General features: G+C 66.9%; 18 protein-coding genes and 1 pseudogene. 11 read left to right on the top strand and 8 right to left on the bottom strand.

The window, feature by feature from the left end:
• Positions 1-216: 216 nt before the first annotated feature.
• Positions 217-1,104, top strand: a pseudogene (locus DT603_RS08615) (ribonuclease H-like domain-containing protein); the annotation flags it as partial.
• A 217-nt stretch (positions 1,105-1,321) separates the two neighbouring features.
• Here DT603_RS08615 and DT603_RS08610 read toward each other — a convergent pair.
• From DT603_RS08610 to DT603_RS08600, 3 genes are all read right to left on the bottom strand, one after another.
• Complete coding sequence (locus DT603_RS08610; protein WP_162349475.1) at positions 1,322-2,428, bottom strand: SDR family oxidoreductase; 1,107 nt, start codon at positions 2,426-2,428, stop codon at positions 1,322-1,324.
• Positions 2,343-2,576: a hypothetical protein gene (locus tag DT603_RS08605; protein ID WP_162349474.1), complete on the bottom strand. Its 234-nt coding sequence runs from the start codon at positions 2,574-2,576 to the stop codon at positions 2,343-2,345. Before DT603_RS08605 ends, DT603_RS08610 begins: the two co-directional genes overlap by 86 nt.
• 109 nt (positions 2,577-2,685) lie before the next feature.
• Positions 2,686-3,822, bottom strand: coding sequence for a DNA topoisomerase IB (locus DT603_RS08600; protein WP_162349473.1), 1,137 nt, complete (start codon positions 3,820-3,822; stop codon positions 2,686-2,688).
• Positions 3,823-3,911: 89 nt separating this feature from the next.
• Here DT603_RS08600 and DT603_RS08595 point away from each other — a divergent pair, with 89 nt between their 5' ends.
• The 9 genes from DT603_RS08595 to DT603_RS08555 all read left to right on the top strand — a co-directional run bounded on the left by DT603_RS08595 (position 3,912) and on the right by DT603_RS08555 (position 16,703).
• On the top strand, positions 3,912-4,271 hold the full coding sequence (locus tag DT603_RS08595) for an I78 family peptidase inhibitor (RefSeq protein WP_162349472.1): 360 nt from the start codon (positions 3,912-3,914) through the stop codon (positions 4,269-4,271).
• Between the two features lie 64 nt (positions 4,272-4,335).
• Positions 4,336-4,650, top strand: coding sequence for an I78 family peptidase inhibitor (locus tag DT603_RS08590; protein ID WP_162349471.1), 315 nt, complete (start codon positions 4,336-4,338; stop codon positions 4,648-4,650).
• 198 nt (positions 4,651-4,848) lie between these two features.
• Positions 4,849-9,303 carry a glutamate synthase large subunit gene (gltB, locus tag DT603_RS08585; RefSeq protein ID WP_162349470.1) on the top strand — a complete coding sequence of 1,485 codons (4,455 nt, stop codon included), beginning with the start codon at positions 4,849-4,851 and terminating at the stop codon, positions 9,301-9,303.
• Between the two features lie 232 nt (positions 9,304-9,535).
• Positions 9,536-10,996: an FAD-dependent oxidoreductase gene (locus tag DT603_RS08580; protein WP_162349469.1), complete on the top strand. Its 1,461-nt coding sequence runs from the start codon at positions 9,536-9,538 to the stop codon at positions 10,994-10,996.
• A 66-nt stretch (positions 10,997-11,062) separates the two neighbouring features.
• Complete coding sequence (locus DT603_RS08575; protein ID WP_162349468.1) at positions 11,063-12,022, top strand: CHAD domain-containing protein; 960 nt, start codon at positions 11,063-11,065, stop codon at positions 12,020-12,022.
• Between the two features lie 102 nt (positions 12,023-12,124).
• Positions 12,125-13,363, top strand: a complete 1,239-nt coding sequence (locus DT603_RS08570; RefSeq protein WP_246191718.1) for an MFS transporter — start codon at positions 12,125-12,127, stop codon at positions 13,361-13,363.
• Positions 13,364-13,450: 87 nt separating this feature from the next.
• On the top strand, positions 13,451-14,809 hold the full coding sequence (locus DT603_RS08565) for an Hsp70 family protein (RefSeq protein WP_162349467.1): 1,359 nt from the start codon (positions 13,451-13,453) through the stop codon (positions 14,807-14,809).
• 48 nt (positions 14,810-14,857) lie between these two features.
• Positions 14,858-16,033: a benzoate/H(+) symporter BenE family transporter gene (locus DT603_RS08560; RefSeq protein WP_162349466.1), complete on the top strand. Its 1,176-nt coding sequence runs from the start codon at positions 14,858-14,860 to the stop codon at positions 16,031-16,033.
• Between the two features lie 214 nt (positions 16,034-16,247).
• Entirely contained in the window at positions 16,248-16,703 is a 456-nt protein-coding gene (locus DT603_RS08555) for a PepSY domain-containing protein (RefSeq protein ID WP_162349465.1), read from the top strand.
• A gap of 141 nt (positions 16,704-16,844) precedes the next feature.
• Here the strand turns inward: DT603_RS08555 and DT603_RS08550 are convergent, their stop codons facing one another.
• A complete protein-coding gene (locus DT603_RS08550) occupies positions 16,845-17,000 on the bottom strand; it encodes a hypothetical protein (RefSeq protein WP_162349464.1) in 156 nt (51 codons plus the stop codon).
• Between the two features lie 6 nt (positions 17,001-17,006).
• On the opposite strand from DT603_RS08550, the gene DT603_RS08545 reads away from it, so the two are divergent.
• A complete protein-coding gene (locus DT603_RS08545) occupies positions 17,007-17,222 on the top strand; it encodes a hypothetical protein (RefSeq protein ID WP_162349463.1) in 216 nt (71 codons plus the stop codon).
• 140 nt (positions 17,223-17,362) lie between these two features.
• Here DT603_RS08545 and DT603_RS08540 read toward each other — a convergent pair whose 3' ends face one another.
• The 4 genes from DT603_RS08540 to folE all read right to left on the bottom strand — a co-directional run bounded on the left by DT603_RS08540 (position 17,363) and on the right by folE (position 20,856).
• Entirely contained in the window at positions 17,363-18,220 is an 858-nt protein-coding gene (locus tag DT603_RS08540) for a D-hexose-6-phosphate mutarotase (RefSeq protein WP_162349462.1), read from the bottom strand.
• Between the two features lie 15 nt (positions 18,221-18,235).
• Positions 18,236-19,480 carry a TCR/Tet family MFS transporter gene (locus tag DT603_RS08535; protein ID WP_162349461.1) on the bottom strand — a complete coding sequence of 415 codons (1,245 nt, stop codon included), beginning with the start codon at positions 19,478-19,480 and terminating at the stop codon, positions 18,236-18,238.
• Positions 19,481-19,858: 378 nt separating this feature from the next.
• Entirely contained in the window at positions 19,859-20,170 is a 312-nt protein-coding gene (locus tag DT603_RS08530; protein WP_162349676.1) for an endonuclease domain-containing protein, read from the bottom strand.
• A 92-nt stretch (positions 20,171-20,262) separates the two neighbouring features.
• Complete coding sequence (gene folE, locus DT603_RS08525; protein ID WP_162349460.1) at positions 20,263-20,856, bottom strand: GTP cyclohydrolase I FolE; 594 nt, start codon at positions 20,854-20,856, stop codon at positions 20,263-20,265.
• Between the last annotated feature and the right edge of the window lie 19 nt (positions 20,857-20,875).

The following is a 20,875-nucleotide window of genomic DNA, read 5'->3' as shown; positions in this document are numbered from 1 at the left end:
CTGCGGGCTTTGAAGCGCGAGGCGGGCGCTGTTGCTCCAGCTCCCTCCCTTTGCGAAGCAAGGGGAAGGATGGAGAGGGGTGCTGTTGCTCCGGCCCCCTCCCTTTGCGAAGCAAGGGGAGGGATGGGGAGGGGTGCTCTTGGCGCCGAGCTATCCGAAGACTTTCAATCGGATAATTGCAACAACAGCAACAACAGCAACAACAAAAGCACCCCTCCTCAATCCTCCCCTGCGCTGCGCGCAAGGGAGGAGGCTGCTCCGCCGCTTAGTGAAGCATTACGTGCAACTGTGGTGCGCCCCTCGTCCCAATCAATAGGGGCATTGCGCAGGATTCTCGGGCTGCGCGAAAAGGCGCTGGCGACACCGCGCCCGGCAAAATCCACCGACCGCGCAGTCCCCGGCCAGGAAATCGCCACCGGCCTGCGCCTGATCGAAACGCGCCTGCCGATGCCGGCGCCGGATTACCCGTTGTCGCTGGCCTTCGCCAAGCGCCATGGCGAATCCCTGGACCCGCGCAGGCTGCTGTTCTTCGACACCGAGACCACCGGCCTGGCCGGTGGCACCGGCACCCGTGCCTTCATGATCGGCGCCGCCGACTGGCACCACGATCCCTTGCACGGCGATGGCCTGCGCGTGCGCCAATTGCTGATGACCACCATGGCCGCCGAAACCGCGATGCTCGAAACGTTCACCGGCTGGCTGCAGGAGAAGGACACTGTGCTGTCCAGCTACAACGGGCGCTGCTACGACTCGCCGCTGCTGAAGACCCGCTACCGGCTGGCGCGCCAGGCCGACCCGATCTCGCCGCTGGACCACGTCGACCTGCTGTTTCCCACCCGCCGCCGTTACCGCGGCACCTGGGAGAACTGCCGCCTGGCTACGATCGAGCGCGAACTGTTGCGCATCGTGCGCGAGGACGACCTGCCTGGTTCGGAAGCACCAGCAGCGTGGCTCAACTACCTGCGCGGCGGCTCGGCCCGCAACCTGCGCCGCGTGGCCGCGCACAACCACCAGGACGTGGTGACGCTGGCGTTGCTGATGGTGCGGCTGGTGGAGGTGGAGGCAGCGGGAGAGGAAGTGGTTGCGTTTGCGGAGGCGCCGTAGGTTCCCTTCTCCTTCGGGATAAGAGCCTGCCCCGTACTTGCTTCGGGGTGGCGCGAAGCGACGGATGAGGATACGGCGAAGTTATGTATCCACGAGGACTCAATTCTGTCCGCGTGCTGCCGTTAGGCACATTTCCGCCGTACCCACACCCCCACCCCTTTCACCCATGGACACCCTGCGGGCCGCAGGAGAGGCACTCAATATCGTGAGAGGGGCTTTATCCTCGCGGACCACCCATCACCGGCAATACCACCCCGCTGATGTAAGACGCGGTCACCGGCGAAGCCAGGAACACATACGCCGGTGAAATCTCTTCCGGTTGCGCCGGTCGGCCCATGTCACTGTCCTGTCCGAATTCCGCCACCTTGTCGGCAGGCTTGTCGGCTGGATTGAGCGGAGTCCAGACCGGGCCCGGCGCCACGCAGTTCACCCGGATGCCGCGCTCCAGCAGGTTGCTGGCCAGTGACATCGTGAAGGCATGGATCGCGCCCTTGGTGGCCGAGTAGTCAAGCAGGTGCTTGCTGCCGAACAACCCAGTTTCCGAGCCGGAATTGATGATGCTGCCACCGGCCTTCATGTGCGGCAACGCGGCGCGCGCCATGTGGAAATAGCCGCCGATATTGGTCTGCAGGGTCTGTTGCAGGTGTTCGTCACTGAGGTCCTCGAGTTTTTCCGTATGCAACTGGAAGGCGGCATTGTTGACCAGCACGTCGAGGCGTCCGAACGCCTTGACCACTTTCTTCACCGCGGACTCGCAGAAGCCGGGATCCTTCACGTCGCCCGCGATCGTGATGCAGCGCCTGCCTTCGGCCTGCACGTGCTTCCTGGTTTCGCGCGCGTCCTGGTCCTCGTCCAGGTACAGGACGGCGACGTCCGCGCCTTCGCGTGCGAACAGCACGGCGACAGAGCGCCCTATGCCCGAATCGCCACCGGTGACGATCGCCGCCATGCCTTCCAGTTTGCCGCTACCCCGGTAGTCGGGCGCCAGGAAACGCGGCTGCAGTCGCAGCTCATGTTCGTTGCCGGGCTTGCGCAGGTGCTGGGCGGGCATCTTGCGCGGTTGCGTTCGCGTACCGGCCTGCACCGCTTTTTGCTGGCTCTCCGATGCGGCTTTCGGCTTGCGCGCATCCCTGGCGTCGACCTCGCGCTGGATGGCCTGCTGCTTGTTAGCGACTGCCGAGCGGCCGGCGGCTTTGGTCTGGACGGTCTTGCGAGTAGCCATATTGTTCTCCCTGCGCTCAGGCGCGATCGTCCACGCCGCGCACGCCTGCCTTCTTGGCGCAGTGCGCGCAGCAATAGAATTTGCCTTGGCTTTCGACGCCATGGCCGATGATCGTGCATCCACAGTGCGTGCATTTCGGCGCGAAGGCATGGATGGCGCATTCGAACGAGTCGAACGTGCCCTTGCGGTCGCCCTGGGTCAGGGTGAAGGCCTTGTCGTAGTCGTTGCCACAGACATCACAGACAGCCATGGTCGATCTCCTGCGTGGGGAGGACCGAGTCTGTTGCGGCAACGCTTCAGCAGCGGTGAAAACGTGGTGAAGGGTTTGACGGAAACGCCCAACAATCCTCCGTCACCGACTATTTGCTGGCAGTCTTCGCGTTCTTCATGGCCTTGCCATTCTTCGCAGTCACCTTGCGTAACACGCGATGCGACTGGCCCAGGAATTTCAGGGTCGCCTGTTCCCACTGGCGTTCGCCGCGCGCACCGTTGGCGATGCGCTGCAGGCTGCCGTCGCGCCAGCCTGAAAACGTGGTCGGGTCGATATAGGCCTTGCGACAGACTGCCGGGGTGTTGCCCAGTGCATCGGCCACCGACTTGATCACTTCGTTCTGCAGCAGCTTCAAGGCGCGCTCGCTGGGCTCTGGCGGCAGCTCGGTCGCCGCCAGCCGCTGGAAGGCCGCCAACGTTCCGCCCCAGGTGCGGAAATCCTTGGCCGTGAAGCTCTCGCCCATCGCCGCACGCAGGTAGTCGTTGACCTCGCCCGAATCGACCGGCTGCACGCTGCCATCGTCATCGCGGTACTGGAACAATGCCTGGCCGGGAAGCTGCTGCACGCCCCGCACCAGCTTGGCCAGGCGCCGGTCGTCCAGGGTGATGTCGTGTTCCAGCCCGCCCTTGCCGCGGAAGCGCAGGCGTGCGCGCCCGCCGCCCACGAACTCGGCATGGCGGTTGCGCAGCGTGGTCAGGCCGAAGGACCTGTTCTCCCGCGCATAGCCTTCATTGCCGACCCGCACCAGGGTATCGGCCATGACCGATACCACCAGTGCCAGCACTTTCTCGCGCGGCCAGCCCGGCAGGGCGAGGTCGCGGCGCATGACGCGGCGCAGTTTCGGCAAGGCCTTGCCGAAGGCGACGATGCGGTCGAACTTGCCGTCGCCGCGGATCGCGCTCCATTGTTCGTGGTAACGGTACTGCTTGCGTTTGCGCGCATCACGACCGGTGGCCTGGATATGCCCGCGCACGCTGCGGCAGATCCACACCTCGGTGTAGGCCGGCGGCACCGCCAGCGCGCGGATGCGTTGCAGGGTGGCCGCATCGCGCACCACTTCGCCACTTGGCTGGCGGTAGGCGAAGCCCTTGCCGGCACGCCGGCGGCTGATGCCGGGTTCGGCATCGCTGACGTAGACCAGCCCGGCTTCGGCCGCATGCGAGGCCGCGGGATTGGGGACTTCCCGAGTGGAAGCAGTGCTTGAGGACGGGCTGGATGTCGGCATCGGCGGATTCTGGCGGGCAATGGTTAACGCCTTGCGAATGCGGCATGCGGGATGCTTGAATCAGAACCTGCTTTCCACTGGAGCTCCGCATGACCCGATTCCTGCTGCCCGCCGTTGCGTTGTTGACCCTGGGCCTCGCCGCCTGTACGCCCGACCAGGACGAACAGGAACAGGCCGTTGCCCAGTCCGCGGAACGCGCGCAGGAAGCGGCCCAGCCAGCCCAGTCCACCCTGCCTGCGGCAGCGGCGGCTTGCGATGACTCGCAGGCGCAGTGGGCCATCGGCAAGAAAGTCAGCGCGGCCGACGTGGAGCAGGCACGCAAGGACAGCGGCGCCGAAATAGCGCGCACGCTCAAGCCCGACCAGGCGGTGACAATGGAGTTCAATGCCAATCGGCTGAACCTGGACCTGGACGAGACGGGACTGGTGACGTCGATCCGCTGCGGATGATCGCTGCCAGCCCTCGACACCTGTAGCCGGTTCTTCTACCACTCTTTTTTCTGGGAAGCCCACCATGCAAAAGTTTCTGTTCGGCTGCACCTTGGGCGTGGCGCTCGTCGCCTGTGCACAAAGCCCGGGGCCGGTCGCCGCGCCTCCCGTATCGGCCGAAGATCCGGCCGTTGCCGCGCAATGCGATGCCAGCAAGGTGCTCGAGGTGATCGGCCAACTGCCGACGCCGGAACTGCAGGAGCGGGCACGCACTGCCGCCGGCGCCCGGGTCGTGCGCGTCCTCAGGCACGACCAGGTGGTCACCATGGAATTCAGGGTAGGCCGGCTGAACCTGGCGCTGGATGCAAGCGGACGGATCGCCAGCGCCAACTGCAGCTGAGCGCGCACTCATCGGCGCGTAAACAGTTGCTGCTGTAACTATCAAATGCAGCGTATCTGCGTGTTGCGGCACCGCACCATCTATGTTCTAGTCGAGGACTGCGGAGACATCCAGTAGCGCCGCTTTGCAAGCGGTGCGTTGTCGCCGTCACTTTGCTGACCGGCGTGAGCCGGCCGGCCCAATCCGGTTGAAACAAAGATGGACCCCAGCACCCGCCCGGGACTTTACGATCCCAACGACGAACGCGATGCCTGTGGTTTCGGCATGGTCGCGCAACTGGACGACCAACCCTCGCGTTCGCTGGTGGATACCGCCATTTCCGCACTGTCGCGCATGACCCATCGCGGCGGCGTGGCGGCCGACGGGCTGACCGGCGATGGCTGCGGCCTGCTGATCCGCAAACCCGACGTGTTTTTGCGCGCGCTGGCCAGGGAAGCCGGCATTGCCACCGGCGAGCGCTATGCCGCCGGCCTGGTGTTCCTGCCGCACGACAGCGAACAGGCGGCGCTGTGCCGCAGCACCGTGGCCGAGGAATTGCAGCGTGCCGGCGCGATCCTGCGCGGCTGGCGCGTGCTGCCCACTGACGATTCGGTCTGTGGGCAGCTGGCGAAGGACACGCTGCCGCACATCGAGCAGGTGTTCGTCGACGCGGGCGAAGGCCAGAACGATGACGCTTTCGGCCTGTCGCTGTTCCTGGCCCGCCGCCGCGCCGAGCAGCGCCTGCGCGAAGTCGCTGACTTCTACGTGGTCACCCTGACCCCGCATGCGATCGGCTACAAGGGCATGGTCCTGCCGGACAAGCTGTCCACGTTCTTCCCCGACCTGCAGCGCAACGACCTGGCCTCCAGCGCGGTGGTGTTCCACCAGCGCTTCTCCACCAACACCTTGCCGCGCTGGCCGCTGGCCCATCCGTTCCGCCTGCTTGCCCACAATGGCGAGATCAACACCATCGAAGGCAACCGCCGCTGGGCGCAGGCGCGCAGCAAGGTGTGGAAGACGCCGCGCTTCGACATCGCCGAATTCGACCCGGTCATCTCCATGCACGGTTCGGATTCGCAGAGCCTGGACAACATGCTGGAGCTGCTGATCGCCGGCGGCATGGACCTGCTGCAGGCGCTGCGCATCCTGGTGCCGCCGGCGACGCAGTCGCTGGAGTTCAAGGATTCCGATCTGGCCGCGTTCTACGAATTCCATGGCCTCAACAGCGAGCCCTGGGACGGTCCGGCGGGCATCGTCGCCTGCGACGCGCGTTATGCCGCCTGCATGCTCGACCGCAACGGCCTGCGCCCTGCGCGCTGGCTGCTGACTTCGGACCGGCATTTCCTGGTTGCTTCCGAGGCCGGCGTGTGGGAACTGCCGGCCGAACGCATCGTGCGCAAGGGCAAGCTGGGCCCGGGCGAGATGATGGCCATCGACCTCAAGCGCGGCGACCTGCTCGACAGCGAGGCCGTGGACCGCATCAACCGCGGTCGCGCGCCCTACAAGCAATGGCTGCAGCACGGCGTGACCTACCTGCAGACCGAACTGATCGATCCCTCGCTGGTCGAGGAACCCTTCGACGAGAAGACCCTGCGCAGCTACCACAAGCTGTTCCAGCTGACCAACGAGGAAGTGGAGTTCGTGCTGCGGCCGCTGGCCGAGACCGAGCAGGAAGCCACCGGCTCGATGGGCGACGACACGCCGATGGCGGTGCTGAGCCGGCAGACGCGGCCGCTGTACGACTATTTCCGCCAGGCCTTCGCCCAGGTCACCAATCCGCCGATCGATCCGCTGCGCGAAGACTGCGTGATGTCGCTGTCGACGCAGCTGGGCAAGGAAACCAACATCTTCCACGCGGGCCCGGAAACGGTGAACCACGTGATCCTCAATTCGCCGGTGCTGTCGCAGCGCAAGTTGCGGCAGTTGCTGAAGATGCAGCCGTACGATGAGAAGAACCAGTTGCTGGACCTGTCGTACTCGCACGAGGAAGGCTTGAAGGCCGGCATCGAACGCATCTGCGCGCAGGCCGAGGCGGCCACGCGCGAAGGCATGGTGATGCTGCTGCTGAGCGACCGCTACCCGGTCGCCGGGCGACCGATGGTGCATGCGCTGCTGGCCACCGGCGCCGTGCACCACCACCTGTCGCGGATCGGATTGCGTTGCGACGTCAACCTGATCATCGAGACCGGCACCGCGCGCGACCCGCACCACATCGCCTGCCTGCTCGGCTTCGGCGCCACCGCCGTGTACCCCTACCTCGCCTACCAGACCCTGTTCGACCTGGGGCGGCGCGGCATCCTGTTCCTGAAGAAGGGCGGCGAGCAGGCGCAGATCGGGCGCAGCTACCGCAAGGGCATCTACAAGGGCCTGTCCAAGATCATTTCCAAGATGGGCATCGCCACCATCGCCAGCTACCGCGCCGCGCAGCTGTTCGAGATCGTCGGCCTGCAGCCGGATGTCATCAACCTGTGTTTTCCGGATACGCCTTCGCGGGTCGGCGGCGTGGACCTGGCGCGGCTGGACGTGGAAGCGCGACAGCTCAGCCGCAATGCCTGGAACGAACTGCACAAGCAGGAAATCGGCGGCCTGCTCAAGTACGTGCACGGCGGCGAGTACCACATGTACAACCCCGACGTGGTGATGTCGCTGCAGCACGCCAGCCGCACGGGCGAGGTGCAGGACTGGAAGACCTATACCGACTTCGTGCATGCGCGTCCGCCTTCGGCCTTGCGCGACCTGCTGCAGCTGAAGAAGTCCGACACGCCGACGCCGCTCGCGGAAGTCGCCGAAGCCGGCGACCTGCTGCGCCGTTTCGACACCGCCGCCATCAGCCTGGGCGCGCTGTCGCCCGAGGCGCACGAGGCCCTGGCCATCGCCATGAACCGGCTGGGCGGGCGCAGCAATTCGGGCGAAGGCGGCGAAGATCCCGCCCGCTACGGCACGGTCAAGCGCAGCAAGATCAAGCAGGTCGCCTCGGGGCGCTTCGGCGTCACTCCCGAATACCTGGTCAATGCCGAAGTGCTGCAGATCAAGGTCGCCCAGGGCGCCAAGCCCGGCGAAGGCGGCCAGCTGCCCGGCCACAAGGTCAACGAGATGATCGCGCGGCTGCGTTACGCCAAGCCGGGCATCGGCCTGATCTCGCCACCGCCGCACCACGACATCTATTCCATCGAGGACCTCGCCCAGCTGATCTTCGACCTGCGCCAAGTGAATCCGACCGCGCTGATTTCGGTGAAACTGGTCTCGCATGCCGGCGTCGGCACCATCGCCGCCGGCGTGGTCAAGGCCGGCGCCGACCTGATCACGATTTCGGGACACGACGGCGGTACCGGCGCCAGTCCGCTGAGTTCGATCCGCTACGCCGGCGTGCCCTGGGAGCTGGGCGTGGCCGAATCGCACCAGGCCCTGGTCGCCAACCAGTTGCGCGACCGCACCGTGCTGCAGACCGACGGCGGCTTCAAGACCGGCCTGGACGTGGTCAAGGCCGCGTTGCTGGGCGCCGACAGTTTCGGCTTCGGTACCGCGCCGATGATCGTGCTCGGCTGCAAGTACCTGCGCATCTGCCACTTGAACAACTGCGCCACCGGCGTTGCCACCCAGGACGAACACCTGCGCGCCAAGCACTTCACCGGCCTGCCGGAGCGCGTGGAGAATTTCTTCCGCCTGCTCAGCGAGGAAGTGCGGCAGTGGCTGTCGTACCTGGGCGTGCGTTCTCTGGACGAGATCGTGGGCCGCACCGACCTGCTGCAGCAGCTGGAGGTCTCGCCGCGACCGGGCGTGCACGTGGACCTGTCGCGCCTGCTCAAGCAGGTGCACCAGGACAACGGGCATTGCGCCGCCCAGCGCCTGTACGAATCGCCGGACAGCCTGGCCACCCAGCTGGATGGGCTGATGGCCAAACCCATCGCCGACAAGACCGGTGGTGAACAGCGCTTCCTGATCCACAACACCGACCGCTCCATCGGCGCGCGCCTGTCCGGGACCATTGCCCGCACCCACGGCAACCACGGCATGAATGATGCACCGCTCAACCTGCGCTTCCGCGGCACCGCTGGCCAGAGTTTCGGTGCCTTCAACGCCGGCGGACTGCTGATGGAGCTGGAAGGCGAAGCCAACGACTACGTGGGCAAGGGCATGGCCGGCGGCCGCCTGGTGGTGCGTCCGCCGCGCGGCGCGCGCTTCGAGGCCCGCAACACCGCCATCCTCGGCAACACCTGCCTGTACGGCGCGACCGGTGGCGAACTGTTCGCCGCGGGCCGCGCCGGCGAACGCTTCGCGGTGCGCAACTCCGGCGCGCTGGCGGTGATCGAAGGCGCCGGCGACCACTGCTGCGAATACATGACCGACGGCATCGTGATGGTCCTGGGCCGCACCGGCCTGAATTTTGGCGCCGGCTTCACCGGCGGCCTGGCCTACGTGCTGGACCTGGACCGCGATTTCGTCGACCGCTACAACCACGAACTGATCGACATCCACCGCATTTCGCCGGAAGGCTTCGAAAGCCACCGCCAGCACCTGCACACCCTGGTCACCCGCCACCGCGAACTGACCGGCAGCATCTGGGCCCAGCAGATCCTCGACGAGTTCCGCGATTACGTGGGCAAGTTCTGGCTGGTGAAGCCGAAGGCGGCGAGCCTGGAGTCGTTGACGGAATCGTTGAGGCGGGCGGCGTGATGGAAATGCACGCTCACTTGCACGACAGGCGCTTTTGTTTTTCTCCTCTCCCCTTGTGGGAGAGGATGCCCGAAGGGCAGGAGAGGGGCCGCGAGCGCAGCGAAGCGCGCCTTGGCTCTCCCCCACTCGATTTGACCCTTCGCTTCATCGCCGACGGCTCCGGCTCACCCTCTCCCGGCCTTCGGCCACCCTCTCCCATCAAGGGAGAGGGAAAGCAAAGAGCAGACGCACCATGAGCCGCAAGCAAGTCTTCCAGTTCCTAGAACTCCCCCGGCAGATGCCGCAGCGCATACCGCTGGAGCTGCGCACCAATGGCGACTGGGGCGAGATGTACGGCAAGTTCGCGCTGCCCGAGGCGCAGCACCAGGCTGGGCGTTGCCTGGATTGCGGGAATCCGTATTGCAGCTGGAAGTGCCCGGTGCACAACGCCATCCCGCAGTGGCTGCAGCTGGTGCAGGAGAACCGCATCGAGGAAGCCGCCGCGTTGTGCCACACCACCAACCCGCTGCCGGAGATGTGCGGCCGCGTGTGTCCGCAGGATCGCCTGTGCGAAGGCAGCTGCACGCTGGAGGACGGCTTCGGCGCGGTCACCATTGGCGCGGTGGAGAAATACATCGTCGATGCAGCGCTGGAGAAGGGCTGGCGCCCCGACCTGAGCGAAGTGGTGGCCACCGGCAGGCGCGTGGCGGTGATCGGCGCCGGTCCGGCGGGTCTTGCCTGCGCCGACGTGCTCGCGCGCAACGGCATCCACGCGGTGGTATTCGACCGCTACGAACAGATCGGCGGGCTGATGCAGTTCGGCATTCCCAGCTTCAAGCTGGAGAAGAGCATCATCGCGCGCCGTCGCGAAGTACTCGAGGGCATGGGCGTGGAGTTCCGGCTGGGCGTGGAGATCGGCAAGGACCTCGGCATCGAGGACCTGCTGGCCGATTACGACGCCGTGTTCCTCGGCACCGGCGCATATCGCTACACCGATGGCGGCCTGCCCGGGCAGGACCTGAAGAACGTGCTGCCGGCGCTGCCGTTCCTGGTCCAGAACGGGCGCATCGTCGGCGGCAATGATCCGTGGGGAAGGCCCATCGCAGGCTGGGAAGACACGATCCAGTTGCCGGACATGGCCGGCAAGCGCGTGGTCGTGCTGGGCGGCGGCGACACCGGCATGGACTGCGTGCGCAGTGCGATCCGCCTGGGCGCGGCCAAGGTGACCTGCGCCTACCGCCGCGATGAGGCCAACATGCCGGGCTCGGCGCGCGAAGTGGCCAACGCGCGCGAGGAAGGCGTGCGCTTCCTGTTCAACCGCGCGCCGCTGGCGATCGAAGGCGAGGACGACCTGGTCACCGGCGTACGCGTGGTCGAGACCCGGCTGGGCGAACCCGACGCGCGCGGGCGGCGCAGCGCGGTGCCGATCGAAGGCAGTGAATCCCTGCTGGAAGCGGACATCGTCATCATCGCCTTCGGCTTTTCGCCCACGGTGCCCGAGTGGCTGGCGGCGCAAGGCGTGCAGGGCAGTCCGAACGGCCGCATCGTTGTCAGCGGCAGCCTGGCCGAGGAGGAAGGACGTCTTCCGTTCCAGACCACTAATCCGAAACTGTTCGCCGGCGGCGACGCCGTGCGCGGCGCCGACCTGGTGGTGACCGCGGTAGCCGAAGGCCGCGATGCCGCCGGCAGCATCGCCCGGATGCTGCTGGACTGAAGCAGGCCGCGCCCCGGACCGCAGGCTCGGCCTGCAACCACCAGCTGCGTGGGGCAGGAGCGGCACTTGATCCGGATCAACCCCGGACCCGCCGATCGGCCTAGCATGGCGGTCCCGACAGCGGCCGCAACGGTTGATTCGATGACTGGTCCGATGACTGATCCGATGATCGCGCCGGCGGGTAGCCCTGTCCCCGTTCCCCTGCCCTGCCTTGACCCGGCTGCGGTGACGCGCACCGACCGCAGTGCCGTGGTCGGCGTGCGCCTGGCGATGCTGGCCGCCGGGCAACTCCAGCTGGCCGAGACGTTCCTGGCCAGCGACGTCGCCGACCTGCATGCCGGCATCCACCAGGCGCGCAAGTCGATCCGGCGGGTGCGCTCGGCCCTTGCGCTGGGGCGGCGGGCGCTGGGCGTTGGCGGCAGGCGCCTGGACGCGGAGCTGGGGCGCCTATGCCGGGGCCTGTCCCGGCTGCGCGATGCGCAGGCACTGGTCGAGGCCTTGCAGCGGCTGCGGGACAAGGCGCCGCGCGAATTGCAGGCGATCCTGCCGGCGGCCGAGGCGGCCGCCTGCCAGCGGCGCGACCGGCTGCTGCAACAGGCACTGGCCCGCGATCCGCATTTCGCGGCCCGACGCCGACGCCTGCGCGCGGCTTCGCTGCGACTGCAGCGGCTCGACTGGGCTGCCCTGCGCACCGCGGACATCACCAAGGCGGCGCAGCGCAGCGAGCGCCGCGCTGCCAAGGCCGGGCGTCGCGCTCGGCAGAAGTCCTCCGACGATGAATCCTGGCATGTCTTCCGCCGCCGCCTGCGCCGCCTGCACCAGCAGGACAGCCTGCTGGCCGCGCTGCAGCTGCCGGTGCGGGCCGAGGCGAAGGCGCTCGAACACCAGGCACAGGCGCTGGGCGAGGCGCAGGACGACGCCATGCTGCTTGCCCACTGCGGCCGGCGATCGCCGTTCACGCCCGCACAGCGCGCACTGTTGCGGAAGACCGCGCGCGAGCGGCTGCGTGATGCGCGCGGCCAATAGCGCGGCAACCGTGGCCGACGCCCTGGCAAGCCAGCCGCGAGACCTGCCTGCTGCGCACAGCGCGACGATACGGGGGGTGGGCGCATCGGGCGCCTCGACGGCTTGCCTGCGCCGGCCGGGGTGAGCCAGGCCTTGCCCCGCGCCTCGATCCTGCGCCGGATCCCGCCCGGGATCTGGGCACTCGGCTTCGTCTCCCTGTTGATGGATGTTTCCTCGGAGATGATCCATGCGCTGCTGCCGGTCTACCTGGTCACCGCCCTGGGCGCCTCGACCCTGGCGGTGGGCTTCATCGAGGGCATCGCCGAGGCCACGGCGTCGATCACCAAGGTGTTCTCCGGGGCCTTGTCGGACTGGCTGGGCCGGCGCAAGGTGCTGGCGGCCATCGGCTACGGCCTGGCCGCCTTCACCAAACCGGTGTTCCCGCTGGCGACTACGCTGGGCTGGGTGGTCGCGGCGCGTTTCGTCGACCGCATCGGCAAGGGCATCCGCGGCGCGCCGCGCGATGCGCTGATCGCCGACCTGGCCCCACCCGACCTGCGTGGGGCCTCGTTCGGCCTGCGCCAGTCACTGGACACGGCCGGCGCCTTCCTCGGCCCGGCCCTGGCCATCGGCCTGATGTGGCTGACCTCGGACAACCTGCGGCTGGTGTTCTGGGCGGCGGTCGTGCCGGGCTTCGCGGCCTTCGCCCTGATCCTGTTCACGGTCCACGATGCGCCGGCGCGGGCGGGAAAAAAACGCGTGCGTTCGCCGCTGTCGCGGGCCGAGCTGGGGCGCCTGCCACCGCTGTACTGGTGGATCGTGGGCGTGTCGGCGGTGTTCACCCTGGCGCGCTTCAGCGAGGCGTTCCTGGTCCTGCGCGCGCAGGAACTGGGACTGGCGCTGATGCTGATTCCGCTGGTGCTGGTGTTGCTGAACCTGGTCTATTCGTTGTCCTCCTATCCCATCGGCGTGCTCGCCGACCGCCACGACCGCGGAATGCTGCTGGCCCTGGGCATGTTGGTGCTGGTGTTGTCGGAGCTGGTGCTGGCGTTGGTCGGCGGCATGACCGGACTGGCCCTGGGCGTGTTCCTGTGGGGCCTGCACATGGGCATGACCCAGGGCCTGCTGGCCACCCTGGTGGCCGAGGTGGCGCCGGAGTCGCTGCGCGGCACCGCCTTCGGCGTGTTCAACCTGGTCGGCGGGCTGGCCCTGCTGGCGGCGAGTGTCGTCGCCGGTGGCCTGTGGGATGTGCTCGGCTCACGTGCGACCTTCCTGGCCGGCGCCTGCTTCGCCGGCCTGGCCCTGCTGATCCTGGTCCCGGTCGCCCGCCAGGCAAGGAAATCGGGGCACGCGCACCGGTAAAACGCCTGGACTGTCCGGCGCCTGGCCGGACGCACCGCCTGCAAGCACGTAGAATCCCCGGCCCCCGCGCAGGCTTCCCACTCCTTCATGAGAATCGGCATCGACTTCGGCACCAGCTATTCAGCCGCGGCCGCGCGCGTGGGCGATCGCCTGCAGCACATCCAGTTCAACGGGTTGCCGCAGTTCCGCACCGCGGTGTTCTTTCCGACCGACCTGCCCGACCCGGCCGACTTCCACATGACCCGCGAACGCGAGGGTGAAGTCGCCGTGCTGCTGCGCGCAGCCAAGGCCGAGCAGACCCGCAGCGGCGTGGCCCCGCGCAGCGAGGCCCAGCTGTACCGCGATGCGGTACAGGTGGTCCGCCGCCAGTGGCTGGAAGCGCAATCGCGCGAAGCCGAGGACGCCGCCGCCGACCTGGATGATGCGGTGTTCGGCGAGGACGCCATCGACCGTTATCTGGAAGAAGGCAGCGGCCACCTGGTGCAGTCGCCCAAGTCGATGCTGGGCTACGACCTGCTGCCGCGCGCCCGCCAGACCATCACCGGCATCGCCGCGCAGATCCTCGAGCACATCCGCATCGCGGCCAGCGAGCAGCTGGATGTGGACGTGCGCCTGGCCACGATCGGACGGCCCGTGCAGTTCCGCAGTTCCATGGGTCCGGAAGGTGGCGAACAGGCGCTGGACATCCTGGCCGAGGCGGCGCAGATCGCCGGGTTCGAGGCGGTGGATTTCCTCGAGGAACCGGTCGCGGCCGCACTGCACTACCACCTGGGCAGCGAGGCCCGTCATTCGACCCTGGTGGTCGACATCGGCGGCGGCACCAGCGACATCGCCCATGCCCATGTCGGCGGCCGCGAGGCGCCGCTGATCCACCGCGCCTGGGGCCTGCCCAACGGCGGTACCGACGTCGACCTGGCCCTGAACATGGCCCACTTCATGCCGCTGTTCGGGCGCGGCGACACGCGCGTGCCGGCCCATCATTTCGTCGATGCGGCGATGGTCCAGGACATGCCGCGCCAGCGCGCCTTCCACAAGCGCAACTTCAGCGAAGTGCCCGCCCCCTACAACGACCGCCTGCAGGCCCTGCAGCACGACGGCGGCACCACCCGGCTGTATCGCGCGGTCGAGTCGATGAAGATGCGGCTCAGCGAACACGACGAAAGCCGGCACGCGCTGGACTACATCGATGAGGCCTTGTCGGTAAGCGCCAGCCGCGAAGATTTGCGCACGGCCAGCGTCGATTTCCTCTCGCGCCTGGGCCGCCTGCTGCAGGAAGTCGGCGACTCGCTGGGATCGCCGCCTGACAGCGTGTTCCTGACCGGCGGCATGTCGCGCGCGCCGTATGTGCAGGCGCTGGTGCGCGATGCCTTCCCGCAGGCGCGCATGGTCTTCGGCGATCCATCGCTGGGCGTGGTGTCGGGCCTGGCGAACTACCAACCCGCCTGACCGCACCGCAGCGTCCAGACCCGCGCCTGCATGGGCGACAATCGGCGCATGACCTCGAGCCGCTTCCTCCGCGACTTCTCCCTTTCAGCAGTCGCCGCCGGCTTCGTCACCGTGCTGGTCGGCTTCACCGCCTCGGCGGTGATCGTGTTCCAGGCCGCACAGGCGCTGGGTGCCAACGAAGCGCAGATCGCCTCGTGGATGTGGGCCCTGGGCCTGGGCATGGGCCTGACCTGCATCGGCCTGTCGCTGCGCTATCGCGTGCCGGTGGTGACGGCATGGTCTACCCCGGGCGCGGCGATGCTGATCGCCAGCACCGCCGGCCTGCCCTATGCCGAAGTGATCGGCGCCTTCGTGCTGTCGGCATTGCTGATGGCCTTGGCCGGATTCAGCGGGGTGTTCGAACGCAGCCTCAACCGCATCCCGGTCTCGCTGGCCTCGGGCATGCTGGCCGGCGTGCTGTTGCGCTTCGGCCTGGACGTGTTCGTGTCCATGCAGACCCAGCTGTCGATGGCGTTGACCATGTTCATCACCTACCTGGCCGGACGCCGCGCTTTCCCGCGCTATGCGGTCATCGCCACCCTGCTGATGGGCATCGCCATTGCCGGCGCCAGCGGCCTGCTGCAGCTGGACGGAGTGCGCCTGCAGTGGGCGCGGCCCGAATTCACCTTGCCCTCGCTTTCGCTGGCCGCGGTCTTCGGCATTGCGTTGCCCTTGTTCGTGGTGACCATGACCTCGCAGAACGTGCCCGGCGCTGCGGTGATCCGCGCCTCGGGTTACGAAGTGCCGCTCTCGCCGGTGATCGGCTGGACCGGCGTGGCCAACGTGCTGCTGGCGCCGTTCGGCGCGTTTGCCTTGAACCTGGCCGCCATCACGGCAGCGATCTGCATGGGCCGCGAGGCCCACACCGATCCGCAGCGCCGCTACGTGGCCGCGATTTTTGCCGGCATCTTCTACGTCATCGTCGGTTTGCTGGGTGCGACGGTGGCGGCCCTGCTGGGCGCGTTTCCGAAGGAACTGGTGATGGCCATCGCCGGCATCGCACTGTTCGGCACCATCGGCAACAGTCTGGCCGCGGCGATGCGCGAGGAACGCGACCGCGAGCCGGCGCTGATCGCTTTCCTGGTCACCGCCTCTGGCGTGTCGCTGGCCGGCATCGGCTCGGCCTTCTGGGGACTGGTGGCGGGTGGCGTGACCCTGCTGGCCTTTCGCCGCCATAAAAGCTGATCGGTCAGGCTGTTGTAGGAGCGACGCAAGTCGCGAAGCTCGTACGTTTGCGGCACGCTGCATATCAGCAATCACGCATTGCCAGCTTCGCGACTTGCGTCGCTCCTACAACGACCGATGCGCTTCGCTCAGCAATGTGCAGGAACCGTTAGTTCATCTGCGAGTGATGTGCGCTTGGGCAGACTCGCCGCTCACTCATCCGCAGGAGCAATCCATGCGCACCTTTCCACTTCGAATGCTGTTCCTGTCCACCACGCTGGCCCTGTCGGGCGCTGCCTTTGCCCAGGCCAAGCCGGCCGACGCCAAGCCCGCCAGTACGCTGACAGAGCCACAGGTACGCGCCCTGCTGACCGAGCAGGGCTATACCCGTATCGACGATCTGGATTTCGAAGACGGCGCCTGGGAAACCGATGCCACCAGCGCCGACGGCAACCGCGTCGACGTGCGCATCGATCCGGCGACCAAGCGCGTCTATGCCGAGTCGCTGGTTTCCACGCTTAGCGAAGAGGACGTCAAGGCCAAGCTGACCGCCGAAGGCTACTCCAAGGTCCACGACGTGGACTTCGATGATGGCGTCTGGAAGGCCGAGGCAGAACGTGCCGATGGCAACGATGTGGAGATCCATCTGGATGCCAAGGACGGACGCGTGATCCATGTCGAAAACGACTGAGTTTGTTGCAGTCGTGCTGTCTTGTTGAGACGAAGCACCGATACCAGCCAGGGCCGCAGCGATGCGGCCCTTGCTGTTTCCGCATGCCGCGATTTGGCGTGCCAGCATCCTGCGTGGACAATGAGGCCTCCACGCCAACCATCACACGCGAATTGGAAACCCCATGCCCCGAACCCTGTTGATGCTGAGCATGTGCTTGCTGGCCACGATCACGGCCACTGCCAAGGTGGCTGCGCCAGCCGCCCGTTCCAGCCACTCGCTGTATGCAATCAATTCAGCGGCACTGGCCAGCGCCATGACCTATTGCAGCACCCGCCACGGCAGCCTGGCGGCGCAATCCGCGGGCAGGCCTGTTTCGTCAAGGCGCGCCAGGTGCTGGCCGGCTGGGGCCTGAAGAAGGCCGCTGCGGACGTGGAGGCGGCGTGCAGCGATCCGGCCACCTACAACACCTGCCTGACCCCGCAGGTCGGCAAGCTGTTCTATGCATTGAATGCGGAGTTCGCGAAGCAGGGCCTGTAGCACCACCCGTTTTTGTAGGAGCGACGCCAGTCGCGAAGCTCGTAGGCCTTCTGGCCCACAGATCAGAGAATCGCAGCAACCCACACGTGAGGGCTTTGACGGGCGCCTGAAGTCTTCCTGCTTCGCGACTGGCGTCGCTCCTACAGGTGCATCGCCTCTACGCGCAGGGTCTGCTGCAGGGTATGGCTGCGGCCGGGGGCCAGCGTGATCACGTCTTCGCCGGCGTTGGCGGCTTCCAGGCAGACGAACTGGCGCCAGCCCTCGGCGGGCGCATCGCCGAGCGCGCCGATGCCGGACTCGCCCGGATTCCACACCACCAACGAACGGCTGCCCGAGGTGTCGAGCTCGATACGGCGACCCAGTGCCGTATCGGCGAGTTCGAAGTGATGGCCGGCATCGCGATAGGTGCGGTCGCTGCGCCCGGGATCGCGCGGATCGTGCAGGTTCCATGGGCCCGCCTGCACGTGCCGCTTGCCGTCGTAACGATCGGCGTACTCCAGCCCGTCCAGGCCGGTGACCTGCACGCGATCCGCATCGCCGACGCGCAGGTAGCTGTGCAGCGCCTGGGTGAAGGTGACCGGGACGGTGCCGGGATTGTGGGTGGTCAGTGACTGGCGCAGCTCGCGGCCGATGTGCAGGCGCTGGGTCAATTGCAGCGGAGTCGCAGGATTCTCCGGAAGTTCCAGTTCCAGGATCATGCCGTCGCCGCTGTCGCGGATGGCATTGGCCAGCACCCAGCGTGTATTGCGCGCGAAACCGTGCTGCGGCACTTCGGCCGACTGTCCTTCGCGGCCGAAGTACGGCCAGCACACCGGCACGCCGCCACGGATCGCGTCCGGCGCGCGCCTGCTGCGGGGCGACAGCCACAGCAGGTCCTCATAACCGTTCGGTACGAACGACAGCAATTGCCCGCCATGCAATGACAGCGCGGCAGTGGCCAGCGGCGTGCTGACCAGCAGGGCCGGCAAGCCGAGGAACTCGCCTTCCTTCATCGTCATGGTCTTGCCCGGACCTCAGTGCGCGACCGGCGCGGGTGTCTCCCGCGCATAACGCCAGCCGACCACGAAAGCGCAGAACAGCAGCAGCGCGGCCAGCAACCAGGCCGCGCCGGGCAGGTGCGCCGGCGCCTGCTTGCCAATGAACAGGCCGAAGGTGCCGGCGAACGCCAGCGGCGCGAATACGCCGGCCAGGCTGACCAGGCTCATCAGCGCGCCCTGCACGCGGCCCTGCGCATCGGCGCCGACCTGGCGGGTGATCAGCGATTGCGTGGCCGGGCCCGCAAATCCCCACAAGGCGCTGATCGGCAAGCCGATGAGGAAGAACCAGCCCGCATCGGCGATGCCGTAGATCAGGAAGCCGATCACCCCGCAGCCCAGCCCGAACAGCAGCGCGCGGCGCTCGCCCAGCTTCTTCACCACCGGCCCCATCAGCCCGCCCTGCACGATCACGCTGCACACGCCGACCGCGGCCAGCACGAAGCCGACCTGCTGTTCATTCCAGCGGTATTCGTATTCGGCGAACAGCACGAACACGCTCGGGTAGACGTAGTGGGCGAAGTTGGCCAGGAACACCACCGCGGCCAGGCCGAACACCTGCGGATACTTCCTGAGCAGCATCAGCGATCCAACCGGATTGGCATGGGCCCAGTCGAAGCGCGCGGTGCGCTTTTCCTTGGGCAGCGATTCGGGCAGCACGAGCCAGCCGTACAGGAAATTGAGCAGGGCCAGCCCCGCGGCGAACCAGAACGGCGCGCGCAGGTCGTACTTGCTCAACTGGCCGCCGATGATCGGGCCCAGGATGAAACCCAGGCCGAAGGCAGCACCGATCATGCCGAAGGCCTTGGCGCGCTTTTCCGGGGCGGTGACATCGGCGATATAGGCATTGGCGGTGGTGAAGCTGGCCGAGAACACCCCCGAGAAAATCCGCGCCACCAGCAACCACGGCAAGGACTGGGCCAGCGCCATCAGCACGAAGTCGATGCCCAGCCCCAGGCATGACAGCAGGATCACCGGGCGGCGTCCGTAGCGATCGGACAGCGTGCCCTGGATCGGCGCGCTGACGAACTGGATCAAGGCGAACAAGGTGCCGAAGATGCCGACCCACCAGGCCGCCTGCACGAAGTCGCCGCCGGTGAACTGGCGCACCAGCCCCGGCAGCACCGGGATGATGACGCCGAAGGACAGCACGTCGATCAGCACGGTGATGAAGATGAAGATCAGCGCGGCAGTGCGCTTGCCGGAAGGCGGGGCTGCGTTCAAGGGAAAGCCGGTCGGTTGCGGTGGCGCAGTTTAGCGGGTGGAGACTGCGTCCGCCGCGTCACTTCTTGGAGTTATGCGTGCTGTTCCCTGTCCCTTTACAGGAGAGGTGGTCGAAGGCCGAATGTAGAAATACTCAAGGACACCGCGCGCCCCCTTCTCCCCTTGCGGGAGAAGGTGCCCGCAGGGCGGATGAGGGTGAGCGGAGTTAGGGTTTTTGAGTGCCTGAAAACTCAAGGCTCGACGGCAAGCGCGGCCATGCCTCCCGCTGTCCGACAAGGCTGGCTCCGCTCGCCCCCTCTCCCGCCGCGCAGGCGCGTCGACCTCTCCCACAAGGGGAGAGGTGGTCACAACTGACACCGGCTGCACGTAGGGAGGCAATCAGGCGCGGTGCTGCAGTACTCGGATTATTTCTTCCAGCACATGCTCACTGCGCACGAGTACATCGTCGTTCCAGAATCGCAAAACCTGCAAACCCCTTGCCTCCAGCCAACGTGTTCTCGCGGCATCCGCAGCTTGCGCCTCCAGATGCTGTCCCCCATCGACTTCGACAACGATAGACATCTCGAAGCATACGAAGTCCACGATGAAGCGGCCCATGGGCTGCTGTCTTCTGAACTTGTGTCCGGCAAGGCGCCCAGCGCGGAGATGTCGCCACAGCAGTGCCTCCGCATCCGTGGGCTCATGGCGCATGCGTCTGGCATGTCCCAGCAATCGTGGGTTGTTCGGCACGAGACCTCCTTGTCTCTGCGCATGTCCCGGTCAAGGACTCGACATTGCACCACTCAACGCTTGCCGTTGCCCGCCTCGATGAAGCGCAGGAACTCTGCGCGGGTGCGCGCGTCCTCGCGGAAGCTGCCGAGCATCTTGGAGGTGATCATGCTGACCCCGCGCTTGTGGATGCCGCGGGTGGTCATGCATTCGTGCACGCCTTCCACCACCACGCCCACGCCCAGCGGCTGCAACACGTCCTGGATGCAGGCGGCGATCTGCGCGGTCATCTTTTCCTGCACCTGGAAGCGGCGCGCATAGGTTTCCACCACGCGCGCCAGCTTGCTGATGCCGACCACCTTGCCGTCGGGCAGGTAGCCGACGTGGGCCTTGCCGATGATCGGCGCCATGTGGTGCTCGCAATGGCTTTCGAACTCTATGTCGCGCAGCACGATCATCTCGTCGTAGCCGGCCACTTCCTTGAAGGTGCGCTGCAGGAACTCGCGCGGATCCTCGGCATAGCCGCTGTACCAGTCGCCATAGGCCTCTACCACGCGCTTGGGCGTGTCGAGCAGGCCTTCGCGGGTGGGATCTTCACCGGCCCAGGCCAGCAGCGTGCGGACGGCGGCTTCGGCCTGATCACGGGTGGGTTTGTCGCTGGCGCTCATGGGTTCGGCTTCCCTGTGG

The sequence above is a fragment of the Pseudoxanthomonas gei genome, assembly GCF_010119615.1.
Lineage (GTDB): Bacteria > Pseudomonadota > Gammaproteobacteria > Xanthomonadales > Xanthomonadaceae > Pseudoxanthomonas_A > Pseudoxanthomonas_A gei.
This window is presented reverse-complemented; position numbering and strand designations above follow the sequence as displayed.

Excerpts from the sequence above, each read along its gene's own strand:
- DT603_RS08610 (WP_162349475.1), bottom strand. The coding sequence starts at position 2,428 with ATGGCGTCGAAAGCCAAGGCAAATTCTATTGCTGCGCGCACTGCGCCA.
- DT603_RS08605 (WP_162349474.1), bottom strand. The coding sequence starts at position 2,576 with ATGGCTGTCTGTGATGTCTGTGGCAACGACTACGACAAGGCCTTCACC.
- DT603_RS08600 (WP_162349473.1), bottom strand. The coding sequence starts at position 3,822 with ATGCCGACATCCAGCCCGTCCTCAAGCACTGCTTCCACTCGGGAAGTC.
- DT603_RS08595 (WP_162349472.1), top strand. The coding sequence starts at position 3,912 with ATGACCCGATTCCTGCTGCCCGCCGTTGCGTTGTTGACCCTGGGCCTC.
- DT603_RS08590 (WP_162349471.1), top strand. The coding sequence starts at position 4,336 with ATGCAAAAGTTTCTGTTCGGCTGCACCTTGGGCGTGGCGCTCGTCGCC.
- gltB (WP_162349470.1), top strand. The coding sequence starts at position 4,849 with ATGGACCCCAGCACCCGCCCGGGACTTTACGATCCCAACGACGAACGC.
- DT603_RS08580 (WP_162349469.1), top strand. The coding sequence starts at position 9,536 with ATGAGCCGCAAGCAAGTCTTCCAGTTCCTAGAACTCCCCCGGCAGATG.
- DT603_RS08565 (WP_162349467.1), top strand. The coding sequence starts at position 13,451 with ATGAGAATCGGCATCGACTTCGGCACCAGCTATTCAGCCGCGGCCGCG.
- DT603_RS08560 (WP_162349466.1), top strand. The coding sequence starts at position 14,858 with ATGACCTCGAGCCGCTTCCTCCGCGACTTCTCCCTTTCAGCAGTCGCC.
- DT603_RS08555 (WP_162349465.1), top strand. The coding sequence starts at position 16,248 with ATGCGCACCTTTCCACTTCGAATGCTGTTCCTGTCCACCACGCTGGCC.
- DT603_RS08550 (WP_162349464.1), bottom strand. The coding sequence starts at position 17,000 with ATGGCGCTGGCCAGTGCCGCTGAATTGATTGCATACAGCGAGTGGCTG.
- DT603_RS08540 (WP_162349462.1), bottom strand. The coding sequence starts at position 18,220 with ATGACGATGAAGGAAGGCGAGTTCCTCGGCTTGCCGGCCCTGCTGGTC.
- DT603_RS08530 (WP_162349676.1), bottom strand. The coding sequence starts at position 20,170 with ATGCGCCATGAGCCCACGGATGCGGAGGCACTGCTGTGGCGACATCTC.
- folE (WP_162349460.1), bottom strand. The coding sequence starts at position 20,856 with ATGAGCGCCAGCGACAAACCCACCCGTGATCAGGCCGAAGCCGCCGTC.